8 protein-coding genes are annotated in these 14808 nt (G+C 67.4%); 1 reads left to right on the forward strand and 7 read right to left on the reverse strand.

From position 1 onward, the window contains the following. Positions 1–128: 128 nt before the first annotated feature. The 6 genes from BN6_RS10015 to BN6_RS10040 form a co-directional block, all read right to left on the reverse strand. A complete protein-coding gene (locus BN6_RS10015; protein ID WP_148302801.1) occupies positions 129–989 on the reverse strand; it encodes a hypothetical protein in 861 nt (286 codons plus the stop codon). A 169-nt stretch (positions 990–1158) separates the two neighbouring features. Next, positions 1159–3099 carry an SAVED domain-containing protein gene (locus BN6_RS10020; RefSeq protein ID WP_084672607.1) on the reverse strand — a complete coding sequence of 647 codons (1941 nt, stop codon included), beginning with the start codon at positions 3097–3099 and terminating at the stop codon, positions 1159–1161. Further along, positions 3096–4664, reverse strand: coding sequence for a ThiF family adenylyltransferase (locus BN6_RS10025; protein WP_015099480.1), 1569 nt, complete (start codon positions 4662–4664; stop codon positions 3096–3098). Before BN6_RS10025 ends, BN6_RS10020 begins: the two co-directional genes overlap by 4 nt. Positions 4665–4672: 8 nt before the next feature. After that, the gene (locus BN6_RS10030) at positions 4673–5770 is read right to left on the reverse strand and encodes a nucleotidyltransferase domain-containing protein (RefSeq protein ID WP_015099481.1); all 1098 of its coding nucleotides are present in this window, start codon (positions 5768–5770) and stop codon (positions 4673–4675) included. A 185-nt stretch (positions 5771–5955) separates the two neighbouring features. Beyond that, on the reverse strand, positions 5956–7185 hold the full coding sequence (locus BN6_RS10035) for an SAVED domain-containing protein (RefSeq protein ID WP_158509361.1): 1230 nt from the start codon (positions 7183–7185) through the stop codon (positions 5956–5958). A gap of 1041 nt (positions 7186–8226) precedes the next feature. After that, positions 8227–10380: a helix-turn-helix domain-containing protein gene (locus BN6_RS10040; protein WP_015099485.1), complete on the reverse strand. Its 2154-nt coding sequence runs from the start codon at positions 10378–10380 to the stop codon at positions 8227–8229. A 311-nt stretch (positions 10381–10691) separates the two neighbouring features. Here BN6_RS10040 and BN6_RS10045 point away from each other — a divergent pair, with 311 nt between their 5' ends. After that, positions 10692–11618 carry a toll/interleukin-1 receptor domain-containing protein gene (locus BN6_RS10045; RefSeq protein ID WP_015099486.1) on the forward strand — a complete coding sequence of 309 codons (927 nt, stop codon included), beginning with the start codon at positions 10692–10694 and terminating at the stop codon, positions 11616–11618. A gap of 33 nt (positions 11619–11651) precedes the next feature. Here the strand turns inward: BN6_RS10045 and BN6_RS10050 are convergent, their stop codons facing one another. Next, on the reverse strand, positions 11652–14735 hold the full coding sequence (locus BN6_RS10050; protein WP_015099487.1) for a DEAD/DEAH box helicase: 3084 nt from the start codon (positions 14733–14735) through the stop codon (positions 11652–11654). Positions 14736–14808 lie beyond the last annotated feature (73 nt).

A 14808-nucleotide genomic window follows, 5' to 3' on the forward strand; every position in this document is an offset into this window, starting at 1 on the left:
CGACAAGTCTGAAGAAGCTCGCTCGACCTGGATGAAAGCCCAGGTCAGCGGGCTTTCTCGTGCACTGGTGCGGCTGGCTTGCTCCTTCCCACGTCCGAACCTGTCAGCGGTTCAGCGAGGTCGCCTGATTAGTGTTGCCAGACAACGCCGTAGGACAGATTGGGGGTCAGCCCTTGGAACTGGACGTTCACCTCACCCGCGCCGTCGGCGCCGATCGGCTCCCGTGGTGCGGCGTCGTCCTCCACCTCGCTCATGCGCAACCCGTCGATCTTCCAGATGGAGGACGCCGGCTGTTTCTCGTCAAACCTTATGTGCAGGTCGAACGACCTGCACGGGAAACTAGGCGTGCAGGTGTAGAAGGGCCCCATCTCCCTGACGCCCGAGAACCGGTAGCGGACGAAGAACTCGTGCTCCCGGAGCTCGGTCAGAGGTTCGGCCAGCTCCAGGTCGAAGACGACCCTCGTCGACGAGTAGTTCAGCCGGGTGCGCAGCGTTCCTCCGCTGAGGACGACGATCTCCGGATCATTGACCGCGGAGCTGGCTTTCCAGTCGCTGGGTACCGGCACGGAGACTTCGAGGCGCAGCGCGTGCAGTTCCTTCTCGGTCGTGATGACGCGGCGCATCTCGTAGATCTCGGGTGCCTCGCGCTCGAGCACGACCCACGTGCGCAACTCCGTGGTCTGCCACGGTGTCACGGGGAGCCGCACGTCCGGCGTGGCACCGGTGGCGTCCGCGATCGCCAGCTCCGCCAGCACGCGCAGGCCGTTGTCGATGTGCCTGGTTGCCGTGCGCCCGTCGCGCTGGAGGTGGCTGGCGACCAGATCGACTCGCTCGCCGTAGAACTGGGTGCGTTTGTCCTCGGGCAGCGCGAGCGCCGTCGACACCGCGAACGAGAGGTCGTCGGGCAGTCGTGCGGCCAGTTCTGCGAGGCTTTTCGTCAAACGCGTCCGGATCTGGGCGGAGTCGGCTGTCACCAGCAGACCGAACACCGCGCGCAACTCGGGCCCTGTCCGCGTCGCTAGGTCAGGCGTGTCCAAGCCTCGGCCCTTGCGCAACGATTTGAGCTCGTTCACGAGCTTGTCGATGTCGATCTGCCTCTCCTGCCTCGTGCGAGTTCAGGCGGGAGAGTATAGCTGGAGCCCGTTCTCCAGCTAGTGTTCATGCGCAAACGGCGAAAGCGCGGGCGTACTCGCTTCCGGCGAGGTGCTCGTAGACGTAGGTGGTCGTGACCCGGTTCCAATGGTGTCCTAGCAGGACCGCGAGCCCCAGCGGCCCGATCAGGAACAGGTGCAGCGGTGTCGTGGACGAGTGCTGCCGTGCGATGTCCCTGACCGCGACGGCGAGACCGTTGGCCGCACGCGGAGTGGGCACGGACAACGGTCCGGCGCCACGGGTTGGAGACACCGTGAGCGCGGCCCGGATCTCCAAGCCCGAATCGATGATCCACTGGAGAGCCTGCCCAGCGGCGTCCGTGGCGACGTTGACGATGATCGCGGTGCCGGTACCTGCGTCCACGACCGACTCGTCCACCGTCACGTCGTACCGCTCTGGTTCGTCGCTGCTCGTCCACAGCTGGTCGCCCTGGCGGATTCCGACCTCGTAGCCCATCACACGTCGCAGCTCCGAGCCGATCAGGAAACCCGTGGCCTGCCGCAGATGTCCGCTCACCAGCACTCGTTTCCTGCCGCCGAGCAGACCGGGTACCGAACGGATGTCCGTAGCCAGATCGTCCCAGGTGTTCGGCGGCTCCGGCGCGACCCGGTTCCAGTCCGTGTCGCCGCTCATGCGGCCCACCCAGTCGAGGGCGACCGCGGCCTGGTGCGCGACCCCGTCGTGCTTGATGGTCGAGATCGAGATCGTCGTCCACGGCGATCCGCGCTCCAGACCGAGGGCTGTGATCGCGGCCTTGACGTCGTCGAGGCCGAGCCGCCGCCTACCGGCAACGACTTGCTGCGAGATCCAGCCGGCGCCGAGGTTCACCGCGACCGCGTCGGAACGCAGACCGTTGGCCGTCATGAGCAGGCTGACGTCCCTACGGAGGCGGTCCAGGTCGTAGGTGACGTCCAGGTGGAAGTGCTCGAGGAAGTCCATCAGTTCCGGTTCGCTCACACCCGCCTTGGTCGCCCAGTCGGCCCGCGCTTTCCCCCTGTCGGACTTCGGGCCGCCCTGGGCCGCGCGGGGCAGCAGCCGTCCGTCACGGCCGTCCCGATCCCGTAGCAACGTGTCGCTGGGATCGATGGTGCGGTTGGTCACCAGGCGCATTTCGGCCGGCGAGCCGTTCGCGGTCAGATCGCGGTGGGCTTGAACGATCTTCTGGAGGATCCCGTTGGTGTGGAGGTAGTCGAGACCCACCGCGGTGCGGTTGTCGACCGCGTATTTGACCTGTTGATAGGAGTTCGGTGGCCGTGTCCGGTGGACCACGACGTCGTCGCCGTTGCCCACGCCCCGTTCCTCCACCCCGATCGCGACAGCAGGGTTGGTGCTGTTGTCGGTGATCGACTCGTGCAGCATCTCCATGCACATGCGCCAGGCGTGCAGCCACTGGTAGTCGTCACCGGCGATCCTGGCACCGCTGGCACTGGGCACGTCGTTGGCGGGCAAGGCACCTCCAGAGGTGCGTCGAGGTAGTGGTTCGAACGGGGGCAGGCCGCCCGCGAACTCGACGTCGCACGACCGGGCACGCCCGGAGACGACCCGCCGGGCGTTGAGTGTGTGACCGCCGCCCGTGGAACGCACCACGACGAGGGTCGGGTTCTGTTCCTCGTGGTGCGGTGACGAGATGCGCCTGAGACTATCGAGATCCTTCTTGCTCGGTCCGACGTCTTCGGGATGGCTGTGCCAGTCTCCGAGGTACCCCAGGCGGTGGTCGGCAGCGCGAGCGCTGAGCACGGCTGGGCGAGTAGCCCCGCCGGGGATCTCGTAGTGGTGACGGCCGCGGATCTCACTCGGGATCTCGACCACGGCGGTGACCCACGGCTGGCCGCCGACGTGCACGCCGAGCAGAATTCCTCCTGTCTCACAAGGATGTTCGCGCTTTGCTGCCGCGACCATGGCGTCCCGGACCGCTTCCGACACAAGGAGGCGCGGACGCTGGGTCATGTCGTGCTCGTCTCGTGGAGAGGCCCGTCGTACGTGCCGATGCGGTCGAACGGAGGGAGCAGAGGCTCGTGCACGACGATGCGTTCGTCCGGCAGGTGAAGTCGTCCGGTAAGGAGGTCCGCAACCGAGCGAGCGATCTCCGCCGCGGTGTGCAGGACGGCGACCGGGGACGCGTTGTGCACGGGCGCGGTGCACCCCAATTCGAGGAAGCCCGCCTGGGGTGCGGCCGGGTCTTCCGGCGGCAGGTCCGGGTATGCCGGATCCGCCCTGCGCGCGGCGATGAGCGTGTCACCCTCCGCCTGCCGCTGGACGCGCGCGAGGCGGCCTCCGTGGAACAGCGCTCCGGTGACCAGGGCGGTGTTCGTCCGCTGGCAGACCTCGGCGAGCGCCGCGGTGAGGGAGAAAAGCCCCGTGCAGTCGACGACGAGGTCAGCACCCGCGATCTGGCCGGCCAGATCGCTCGGCGCATGCGAGAGGTCGTCGTGCAGATCTGTGTCCGTCCACGGGGCGTGTGAGCTGATCACCTCCGCGACGATGGTGGTCTTGCGGTACCCGACGCAGTACTCCGCGCCGACGTGCCGGACGACGTTGGCGGAGGTGAGGTGGTCGCCGTCGTGCAGGACGATCTTGCCCACTCCGGCGCACGCGAGGATGAGGGCGACGTGCCCGCCGACGGAACCCGCACCAGCGATCAACACCTTCTTGCAGGTCAACAGGTCGGCATCCGGGCCCGCGCGACGCTTGAGCGAAGCGATGTCGTTGGAGGTGGCTGCCAAGGCGGAGGCATGCAACGAACCCCCTTCGTCGTCGTAGGCCACCACGATCGCATCGTGGGTGCCGTGACGGGGCCAGGCGAGCACCACGAAGTCGTGCCCGCCACTGGGCGCCGCCATGCCCGCTGGAGTGGTTCGTTCCGCCAGTCCGCGGTCGAAGTCTTCTCGTTGCCGGCGGCGCAGACGTGCGCGAAGCTCGTCGAGGTCTCGTGGCGGAGCCTCGATCCTGTCGCGCAGGTAGAAGGCGCCGCGGAGACGGGGCGTGTCGTTGCCCGCCTTCGCCGGCTTGGAGCGGGTGATGAGCAGAGCGCCCGAGCCCCGTCTCACCGCGGTGAGACGGGTGAGGTGGCCGTCGTTCATGCCGCGAACGAGGTCGTCGAGCGGTAGTTCGGCGCGGAAGCTCGTGCGCTCACTGTTGAACAGGAAGTGGGCGTCGAGCGCTCGGTCCTGGTCGCCGAACCCACCCAGCGCACGTGCGGCCCAGTCGTCGAGCCTCGTCCACAGCACTTCGAGGTCACGTGCGGCGACCTGTGCCGGATCATCATCGGCCCACAAGCAGATCGTGCCGCGGGCAGCGTGGTCCGCTCGCAGTCCTTCCACGACGACGTGGGCGTACCGCAAGGGCCAGCCGTCGAGGAGCACGATCCTCATGCGGGTGGCCGTCGTGAGGGGCCGGAGGCTCGCGCGAAGCGGGCCACCCCACTCCTCCCTGGGGCCGTGGAGCGGCGAGAAGCCCGCGTTGACCAATCCGGCGCGGAAGCGGTCGAGCGCGCCGTCGTCGTACGTGTCCAACGTGGTGGTCAGTCTCGGTTGCCGGCGTCGCTTGCGAAGCCGCGGGGTTGGTCGCTTCCGACGGCCGTGACGGCGGAGATCGCGCTCAGCGGGAAGCCGTTGGCGTCGCAGCCGTCTGGGAGGATGAGAACCTCGCCGCGTTCATTGGAGCCCAGGACACTCCGCCAGATCTTGGCCGCCCGGCAAGGATCCGCGTCCAGAGCCTCGCGGCCCTGTTGGGCGAGCTCGCTGAAGTAGCTCGCCGCCGCGGTCCACAGGCCGAAGCCGACCTCTGGCTTCATCGGGGTGCCGAACACAGGGTCGGGCAACCCGGTCTGTTCGTACTCGGTGAACTGTCCGGCGACCTGTTCGAGAGTGGAGGTGAGCAACTCCGCCCAGGTGCTGCCGGTCACCAGCTGGGCCTGCCACACGTGGAAGGCCGCAACCTCGACGAACAGGCCTCCTGGGCGCTGGGTGCGGAGATGGGTGTGCCGCACCTGGCGCAGCAGCCGGACCACCGGCCGGTAAGCGTTGCGGGAGCCCACCTGAGGACTCCACGAGGCCACGGAGAGAGCGTCGGTGTTCTTGTCGAACTGGATCGGGTCCGTCTTGATCCAGCGCTGGTTCTCCTCCTTGTTCCACTGCTTGCGGTCGCGGTTGGGGATGCCCCAGTGGCCCTGCCAGGGAACGGCGGGCACCGCGTCGACGGAGAACGACGTGTCGAAGAACGACGTGGCGCCGTACGGCGCCGGCTCTTCAGGATCCGGAAAGTCGATCTTCAAAGATCGGGCTTGGCGGGTCACCCGTCCCTCGGAATCGTCGTCCTTCGAGCCGTACTCGGCGATGAGAACGCGTTCCACCGCCGCGTAGATCTTCGCCGGGTCGTGCCGGGCCGAGAGGTTGGTGAAGCGCAGGAAGACGTCGACGTCCTTCCCGGGGTAGCGGGCTGTTTGCCTGCCGTAGGACCCGATCAGGTACGGGCTGATGCCCCACCTCCGCAACTCCTCGTCCGCGTTAAGCAGATCGCGGATCTCGGTGTGCGCGGCGATCGCGAGCTCGAGCTTCTTGTCGTTGACGGTCACGTTCGTGACGGCCTGGGTGAACTCCGCGTCGAGTGTGGTTGTCACCCGATACCTCCTGACGGTGCGCGGCAGATGCCGATGGAACTGAAGACTTGAGGAAGATGACCTGCGCCATCGCGGCAGGTGTCGAGGCTTCACCTCAAGAGTAGATGTGCCTCCTGGCCATCAACGGGCTGCGGACACCGCGCACGCGGAGTTGTCACAAAACTGTCCACTTCGAATTTCTCGTGTCACCTTCCGGTGGTCCAGCTGATGACGGGGCCGCCGCTCCGCCCCGCCGACACGGTCGCCATCTGCACGTAACCAGGGGTGTCCGTCTCCCTCTCCCACTCGTAGAGCACCACTCGCAAGGTGTTGCACGCCCTGCCCAGGAGTACGGCGACGGGAAACGGGGCGCGGAGGAACAGGTGCACGGTGCCACCGGCCGCGATCTCTCCGATCCGCCAGCGCAGCTCGCGCACCAGTGCCGGGCCTGCTTCGGCGGAAATCACCTCGCGCTCGGCGATGGCGATCTCCACCGCGCGTGAGAAGGAACGGCTCTCTGCGTAGCGCCGGAACTCCTTGTTGGGAGGGGCGGGAACGAGGTCCAGGTACACCGCTGCCGGACCGTCCACCGCGTCACCGACAACGACCTCCTCCACCAGCTCGACTGCGGGCGTGGTTCCGGCACCCCAGACCTGACCCTCCAGGTCCACGATGGAGACGTCGATGCCGGAGGTGGTCGGGACCGCGGCGCCCAGAGCGAACGCGATGCTCAGGTGCGCGCCGCCGGTGACCTGCACACGATCGGCTCCCGCCGCCTGCACGAGCCGAGGTAGATCACCCAGGAACGGGGCGATGTCCTCCCAGACCTCGGGCGGGGGGACACTGGTACCCGGCAGCGGCGAGCGGGTTCGCACCGCCAGCGGCGCATTCAAGGTGCCGAGAGCGGGAAGGCGTGTCTGGATGTCCAGCCGCAGCTGACCGTCCGGCGCGGCGTGGCGCACCCGCCTGACGGCCATCTCGCCGGCCAGCTTGGCCATTTCAGAGTGATCGGTCACCGGGAACTGGTCGAACCCCTGGAGCGTCCACCCCGGCTGGGGAAGCAGGCGGTCGGGCGCGCCGTAGTCCAGCACGTCGGCGGCATCGGTGATCACGTTGCCGATGGCGAAGGTGAAGGCTGGGTTCGCTTCCATCGCGAGTAGGGCGGGCAACTCCCGGTCCCGGACGATTTCCGAGTGGACGATGTCCGGGGTGATCAGGAGCACCGCTCCGGACAGTCCCGAGTTCAGCGCTTCGTCCAGCCGCCGGTGGAACTGACCAGGGGCCAGGTGGGTCTGGTCGTGCCAGACGGGAATGCCGTAGGACCGGAGGACCCAGACCAGCTTTGCCGCCAGGGCGTCACCGTCGGAGTGCCGGTAGCTCAGGAAGATCGGGTCCAGGTCGTTCACTTCAGGCACTTCAACCTCGCTGGTGTTCATGTGGCCGTGCGTCGCGATGAGAACGCGCTGGAGCCCTCGGCGCTTTGTGGGCGGCACGGCTGGGCGCTTCGGCCAGCTGATCACGCGTAGGTTACCTGGACTCGGGATCGCCGTTCCGCACGAATGCCCCCGTTGCGTGGTGTGGATCGTCATCGCGGGTGCCGGGTCGGCCGTTGCGCTGGCTGTGCGGCGTCGAGGACTCGGACAGCGGCATGGTCATTCCGCGCAAGCTGTGTGCGCCTGCCGATCTGATCGATCGGTGCTGGCCCGATGATGCGAGATCGCTCGGCGCGGTGCTCGGGCTCACCAAGTCCAGAGCACACCGTGCAGGTACAAAGAGGGGCCAGGGTGCTCGCGCGGCTCGCGTCCGTCGACCAACACACCGTGCAGAGGTGGGTCGACGGCGGCTTCGTCAGGCTCGTGGAGTCGGCGGCCGGGTCCATGGACGAGGGCTCGGCGGGTGTCCACTATCGGAGCAGTCGCGGTGGCACACCACCGCACTGAGCGTGCCCATCACGTTCGACCTTGCGGTTCCCGAGGTGTTCGAGACGCGCCGCGTCCGTGCGGCCCAGGACGACGTGCGGGAGATCAAGCTTGGCACGACATCCACCCCGCCGATGGGCTGAAACGGCGAGGGCATGGACGCCCTGGCGTTGACCTGACCCACGGCGGCGAGTTGCATAACGGCGAGATGAAGACGCGCAACCGCGTCGGCTCCACATCGCGCCCGCCGTCGCCCCTCAGTCGTAGCGTGGAACACGAGCACGCGATACGGGTAAAGCTACCGCCGAGCCCGGACCACGCCGCACTACGTCTGCACTCCCCGGTTTCGTTCCGACCGGTTCGCGCTGCGGCTGCGGTTCGCGGACGGAGAGGTCGCGGACCGGGGTGTGGCGGCTGGACGGCGGGCCGCTCCTGGAGCTTGACGATCCGGTTTCGTCCGCCGAGGTGCTAACACCTGACCGGTGTGGTGAGGTGCACGCGACGATCAAAACCTCGATCCGAGGTTGACGCAAGGGATCAGCTGGAGCAGGCCGCTATTCACACCGCAGACCCGGAGACGTAGCGACGCGCCGAGGACTCCCACACCACCGCCGGGTTGAGGCTGGCGAGCTCGTCCGCCGCTGTCCACAAGCGACCCGCCTCGGCGTCGTCACCCTTCCGCGCGGCGACGTTGCCGAGGCCGGTCAGGGCTCTCGCGAGCTCGTAGCCGTTCTCGGTCAGCTCCGCGGCTTCCGCGGACAGGCGCCCGGCGGCGGCGAGGTGGTTCGCCTGGTAGGCGACCCATGCCAGGCAACTCAGTGCGCGTGCCATGTCGATCGGACTGGTGGAAAACTTGTAGGCCTCCGTTGCCGACGTCCTCGCGCGGTCGTGGTGGCCGAGTGCGGTGAGGGCGAACGCGGTTCCCCTCAGCGCTATGACGACGTTGCGTTCGCGGCCTGACCGCCGATAGCTCTCCAACGAGGTTGTCAAGTCGCTCAACGCTTCCGATGGTGATCCTTGGTAGAGGCGTGCCCATGCGAGACTCGAGAGCGCGTCTATCGCGCCAGCCTCGTCGCCAGCCTCGGCGAACGCCTCACGTGCGCGTTGGTGGTACTCGACGGAGGCCTCGATCAGCCCCGACTCGAGGTGCGCCATGCCCAGACTGTTCAACACCATGCCCGTGGCGGCCGGATCGCCCGCCGCCGTGACAAGCGCACGTTCGTGAGTCGAGATCCATGCGTCGAAGAGCTTCTCCCGGAAGAAGAAACCTCGTGCGGCCAGGGCGAGGCGCCAGCACCGGTCGTCCTCCACGAGTTCGGTCGTCCTCACGAGCGTCGGCCAGGTAGAGCGCAGCCATGCGAGCGCGCTCGTGTCGTCGGCGAACACAGGCTCTGAGTGCGGTGAGACGGTGTGCTGGATGCGGAACCTCTGCGGCTCGACCAGCGCGTCGGCGTCGGTGGTGATGGCGAGGTAGTGGTCGATGAGCCTGTTGATCACGCTTGCGGTGTTCTCCTCGTCTGGGTGGGCGTACTGGACTACGTAGGCGTGTACCAGGTCGTGCAGCTGCACGCGCCCGTCTGCGGCTCTGGTGACCAGGTGGTGCTCGTGGAGCTGGTCGAGCAGCTGGTCGGTCGTGGCCGGAGTGAGGCCCGTGAGCGCTTGCGCGGCCTGCACCGTCATCGTCGATCCGGGGTGCAGCGAAAGCGCGCCGAGGTGATGTCGCTGATCCGGTGGCAGCGCGTCGACCGTGACTGAGAGCGCCGCGGTGACGCTGCGGTCACCTTCGTCGAGCGCGGGAAACTTCGTTGCGGCGTCGGTGAGCCGGCGAAGGAGATGCCTTGCGTCCCAGCCACCGTGGACGATCCGCGCGGACGCGATCCTTATCGCGAGCGGCAAGTGTCCGCACTGGCGCACGATGGTCGCGGCATCTGTGTCGCTTACCTCCGCTCTGCCGTCGAGCACGGCGTGGAAGAGCGACTGGCCGCTCTGGCTGGTCAGCATCCCCAGCGGCACGTGCCACGCGTCGTCCAGGCTCGGCAGGCGGGAGCGACTGGTCAGGATCACCCTGCTTCGGCCCGTCGCGGGTAGCAGCGGGCGGACCTGCCGGGCGTCGCGCACGTTGTCGAGCACGAGCAGGACCTGGCGGGAGCGCAGGATGTCCCGCAAGACGTTTACGCGCCCGTCCTGATCTCCGGGGACCAGGTCGCGGGGCACCTCCAGGGCACCGAGGAGGTGGTGGGCGGCTTCGGTGGTGGTCAGGGTGCTCTCGTTTTGGCCCCGGAGGTCGAAGAACAGGCAGCCGTCGCGGAAGTCGCCGGCCGCCTGCCACGCGGCCGCTACCGCCAAGGCGGTCTTGCCGACGCCGGCCAGACCACTGATCACACAGGTTCGGACGTCTTGGTGCGTCCCCAGCGCGACGGCCACCGACGCCAGTTCGGGTGTGCGGCCGACGAAGTGCCTCGTGGGTTCGGGGAGGCCGACCAGACCGCGAGGGCGGCGCTGGTCCGGCACGTCGTCGACCATGGCGAGCAGCACTCCATTCGCGTTCAGCGCTTGGTCGTAGGCCGCGGCCAGCTGCCGGGTCACCCTTGCCTTGCCGTTCTCCACCTTGCTCAGGTGGCCTTTGGAGGAGTAGATCGCCGAGGCCATGCGCGCCAGCGACCAGCTGGCGGCTTCGCGGCAGAGTCTGAGCTCACGTCCCAAGTCCGTCATGGCACCATGCTCTCGCGGGCACCAGGGGCGTGGAAGCGCGATCTGCGGAGGTGCGGGCCCGCCGCAGACCGCGCCGCGTGCATTCAGCCGAACAACGAGCTAAGCACCGTGCAGATGATGTGCGTGTGCATGGTTGCGCCCTTTCTTCTGTGAACGGGTTCATGCCTCGTGTGGTTCGGGTTGTCGTCGACACAACAATCCTGCGAGATCTCCGGCGGTCGGTGGAACGGGTTTCCTGTTGGCTAGTCGGTTGGCAACCAGGAAACGGGCCTGCGGGGATTTCGCCATCGACCGCGAACTAGAATGGCTGGATGTCGCAGTACGATCTTGCTGTGTCGTTTGCCGGGGCACAGCGGGCCTCGGCCAAGAAGTTCGCCTGGGAGTGTGAGTCGCTGGGGCTCGCCGTCTTCTTCGACGAGAACGTCACCGAGGACATGTGGGGCCGGGACTTCGTTACGGAGTTCCGGCGGGTCTACGGCGGTGAGCTGGCCCGGTATGTCGTGCCGTTCCTGTCCAAGGAGTACTTCGACAGCGACTACCCGATGGACGAGCTGTCCGCGGCCGTCACGTACGGCCTGCAGCGCAGGCATGATCCTTACCTGCTGCCGATCGTCGTGGGCGATGTGAAGATCCCTGAGGAGTTCGTGCGGTCCTCGATCGGGTACCTCCAGTTGGAGAAGTACTCGGTCGAGCAGCTCGCGCGGATCGCGTTCAAGCGCATGAAGGGCGTCGATTCACCTGGGCTCACTCCGGGGCACTGGAGTGGGCCCGCTCCCGCGCCGGCAGGAGCACTTCGGCTGCCGAAGGTGGCGCCGATCGACTTCAGCCCGTTCGGCACTCTCGAATCGGGGCTGGCCAGACTCGGCGAACGATTCCGCCAGGACGCGTCCTCGCTCGTGCGGTTCGGGTACGAATGTCATGCACGGACTGGCGACAGCTCCGTCGATGTTCGCGTCGAGTCACAGGGCCGCCAGGTGTACGGGGCGAAAATTCGGTTGCAGGACTGGCTCGGGACTGACCGGTTGACAGTGTCCCACGGGTGGTCCAGCTCGCTGGGCAACGGGATCAACGCATGGGCGGCTGCGGAGTGGGACGCGGCGGCTGGCGAGGGCCGGTTCCGGTTCAGCAGCTTCGGCAGTGGATACCCGGACCGGCTGCTGTCGGCGGACGAGCTCTTCGACGTGCTCTGGCAGCACATCATCGCGTACATCGAGCAGACGCACGGCCGCGGCGCCTGAGCCCGCGACCGTGACGGCCTGTGAGGTGGAGGTTCAGTCGACGGGCGGCGGGAAGTCGAACGGCTCGTCCACCTCGTCGCGCGCGTCCGCCTTCTCCGCTGCGGCGACCAGAGTGGCGACCAGCGCGGGGTCACCGACGTGAGCGAGCAGGTCGTCCGCGTCCGCGCCGAGGATCGCCCCGGCGGTGTCGAAGCCGTCGCGCGCGAGGTCGAGGGAGGCTTCACGGTCGAGGCGCGGAGCCAGGTGCCGCAGGACGGGCACCAGGCCGGCGGGGACGCCCAGTTCGAGTTGGGCGGGCAGGATTTCCGTGAGGTCTCCTAGGTCGGTTCCTCGGTGCACGACCATAGCGATGTCGATGACGGCCTCGATGACGTCGCTCGTGCGCCGTGCGGCTTGTTCCACCGGGCCGGTGCTGGTCACCTCGATGTACTGGTGCTCCAGCAGTTCCCGTTCGATCATCGGAAGTGACACACCGCGGCTCCAGCGCACGCAGGCGAGACTGCGCCGCGCGCGCGCCGCTCCCGGGCTCAGCGGCTCGTAGTCGCCCAAGAGCCGTTCCAGCATCGGTTCCGCGATGTTCTGATGCCGGAGTTTCTGTTGCAGGGCAAGCCATTCCTTGCGCCACTGCCCCTTGGGCAGTGAGAACCGTACGTCCAGCAGCTCTTCGGTGAGATGTGCGGCGGCGACCAGGGTCATTCTGGTGAGCTCTGTGGGGGAAACGGCGCGGAGTGCCTGGGAGAGGGCGATGACCGAGTCGACGCTGAGGCCGCTGCGGAGCGCGACCTTACCCAGCGCGGTGAGCACGAAGCCGTCGGCCTCCGATCTGATCAACCCTTCCTCGACGAGGCCGGTCAGCGCGTTCGTGACCTGGCTCGGGGAGAAGGAGCGGGCCGAGAGCCCGGCGTCGTTCAGATGCGCCGCGAACGTCCACTTCAGGAAAGCCTCGACGTGCGTCGCCGACATGATCCTCAGCTCCGCAGCAGGTCCGGCGAAGGAGAAGAGGATCAATGAGCGCAGGTCGTGCCCGGTCAGCACGGACCGCACGGGCTCCGGGGCCGCGGTGACGTAGTCGCTCCACTTCCGTTTCGCGTCAACGGGTCCGCGTGCGATCACGAAGGCCCGGCCCCTAGGCGCAATGCCGGTGCGTCCCGCGCGCCCGGCCATGTTGCGGTACTCCGCCACGGAGTACGGCCGCTCCGGCTCGCCGGGGTGGAGGAGGCGGTCGATCACGACGGCGTCCGCGGCGAGATTCAGCCCCTGCGACAGCGTGGTGGTGGCGACGATGACACGGATCTCGCTGTTGGTGAATCGGAACGTGCGCTCGACCGCGATCCTGGCGTCTTCTCCCAGATCCGAGATGTGGAAGGCGACTCCACCTTTCAGGCACCGCAGTAGTTCCTCGACGAGACGCCCGTGTCCTCGGCTGCTGAGGGCGGCGGTCGTGGCGGAAGCGGGAGGGCGGCCGAGTTCGCCCGCGAGTTCGCGCGCGAACCTGATCGCCTCACGGCGCGTGGCCATGAACACGATCACCTGCTCTCCCGCGTCAACGAGAGCGCGAACCACCCGCGACGGCAGGTCGTCCTCGTCACCGGCGGAGATGAGCTGAACGCGTTGTTCCTGCCCGCTCTCGTCGAGATGGCGGTACTCACCTTCGGCTGTGATGACGCCCTCCAGGAGCGGAACGTCGCGGTGCGTGGCGGCCACGAGTTCCGCGCCGAGCCACTGCGCGAGCTCCTCGGGCTCACCGAGCACCGCGGACAGACCGACGAACTGCGGGACGGTGCCGCTGAGGCGCCGGAGCCTGATCCACGCCAGCAGGAGCTCCAGTCCGGGACCGCGGTCCGGCAACGTCAGCGTCTGGATTTCGTCGACTACGAGCACGTTCGTCTTCGAGAGCAGTCCGGGCAGACCCGACACCATGCCGATGTACTTCTCGTAGGTCAGGATCGCGATGTCGAAGTTCCCCTGCACGAACCTCTTGGTCTGGTCGCGCAGTTCACCGGTGACCCGGATGACCTGAATGCCGGCGGCCGCGTATGTTTCTCGGAAGCGGTCGTACTGCTCGTTCACCAGGGCACGGGTGGAGAGCAGGAAGACCGCGCGACCGCCGTCCGCGACCGCACGGACGGCGGCGAGTTCGCCGATCAAGCTCTTGCCCGCGGAGGTCGGGGCGCTGACCAGAACGTCTTCGCCACGCAGAACGCCGCCTTCGTTGATCGCACGGAGTTGGAGGTCGTTCAGGCGCGGGTGGCGTTTCTGCCACGCTGTGATCACCGGTCCCGGCACGCCAAGGTCAGCCAGCGACGAGATCGCTCGCGTGGCGCGCCGAGGTGCGACTTCATCAACGAGGGCCGCGAAGTGCGGCCCGGGCACGAGGATCGGCAGCGAAACGTGTGTCATCCTGCCAGTGACCACCGGTGTCTGCTGCGTCTTGCCGGGTTTGGGCGGGTGCAGGTGGAGCTTGCTCGCGACGTGGTCCGCCAGTTTGAGCAGAGAGACGCGGGCGCCGTCGCGGACCGCGGGGTGGCCGCGCAGTCCCTCGAGCAGGTAGTGGGTGAGCAGGCCGTGCCGGAACTCGCCGCTCTCCCGTGCCTCTTGGTCAGCTTCTGCGGCGGCGATGACGAGGATCCCGTCTCCAGCGACCGACTCGAACGCCGAACCCGGTCCCCGCACGGAATCCCCGTGCTCGGGCGCACGCAGGACCTTGGCTCCCGCCCGGCCGGAGAAACAGCAGTCGAGTACCAGGACGACGACCTGTGCCCTGATCCTGCACACCAGGTCGAACAGGCGGTCGAGGCTTAGCGCTGTCTCCGCGAGGTGATCGGGCCTCGCGTCCCTCGTGGCCAGGTAGCCGTCAGGGGTGCCGTGCCCTGAGTAGGTGATCACGACGACGTCCTCGTCCGTGCTCGCTGCCTGGACGTGTCCGATTTCTGTCGTCAATTTGTCCTTGGTTGCCGCTGAGTCGAGCATTAGGATGGCGTTCTCGCTGAAGGTGTCCGTGAAAAGCGCGTGCAATGCGATCGCGTCTTTTTTGGCGTACCTCAGCCGTCCGAACGCCGACGACTCGTAGTTGTCGACCCCGATGAAGAGGCCATGAAACTTCCGTCCGTCTTTCACAGGACGGCACGATAGCTCAGCCGGTGTGGTCGAGGAATCGCGTCGTACCGCTTCCAAGCTTGAGGGAATGTGC

It is taken from the genome of Saccharothrix espanaensis DSM 44229 (genome assembly GCF_000328705.1).
Classification (GTDB): Bacteria; Actinomycetota; Actinomycetes; order Mycobacteriales; family Pseudonocardiaceae; genus Actinosynnema; species Actinosynnema espanaense.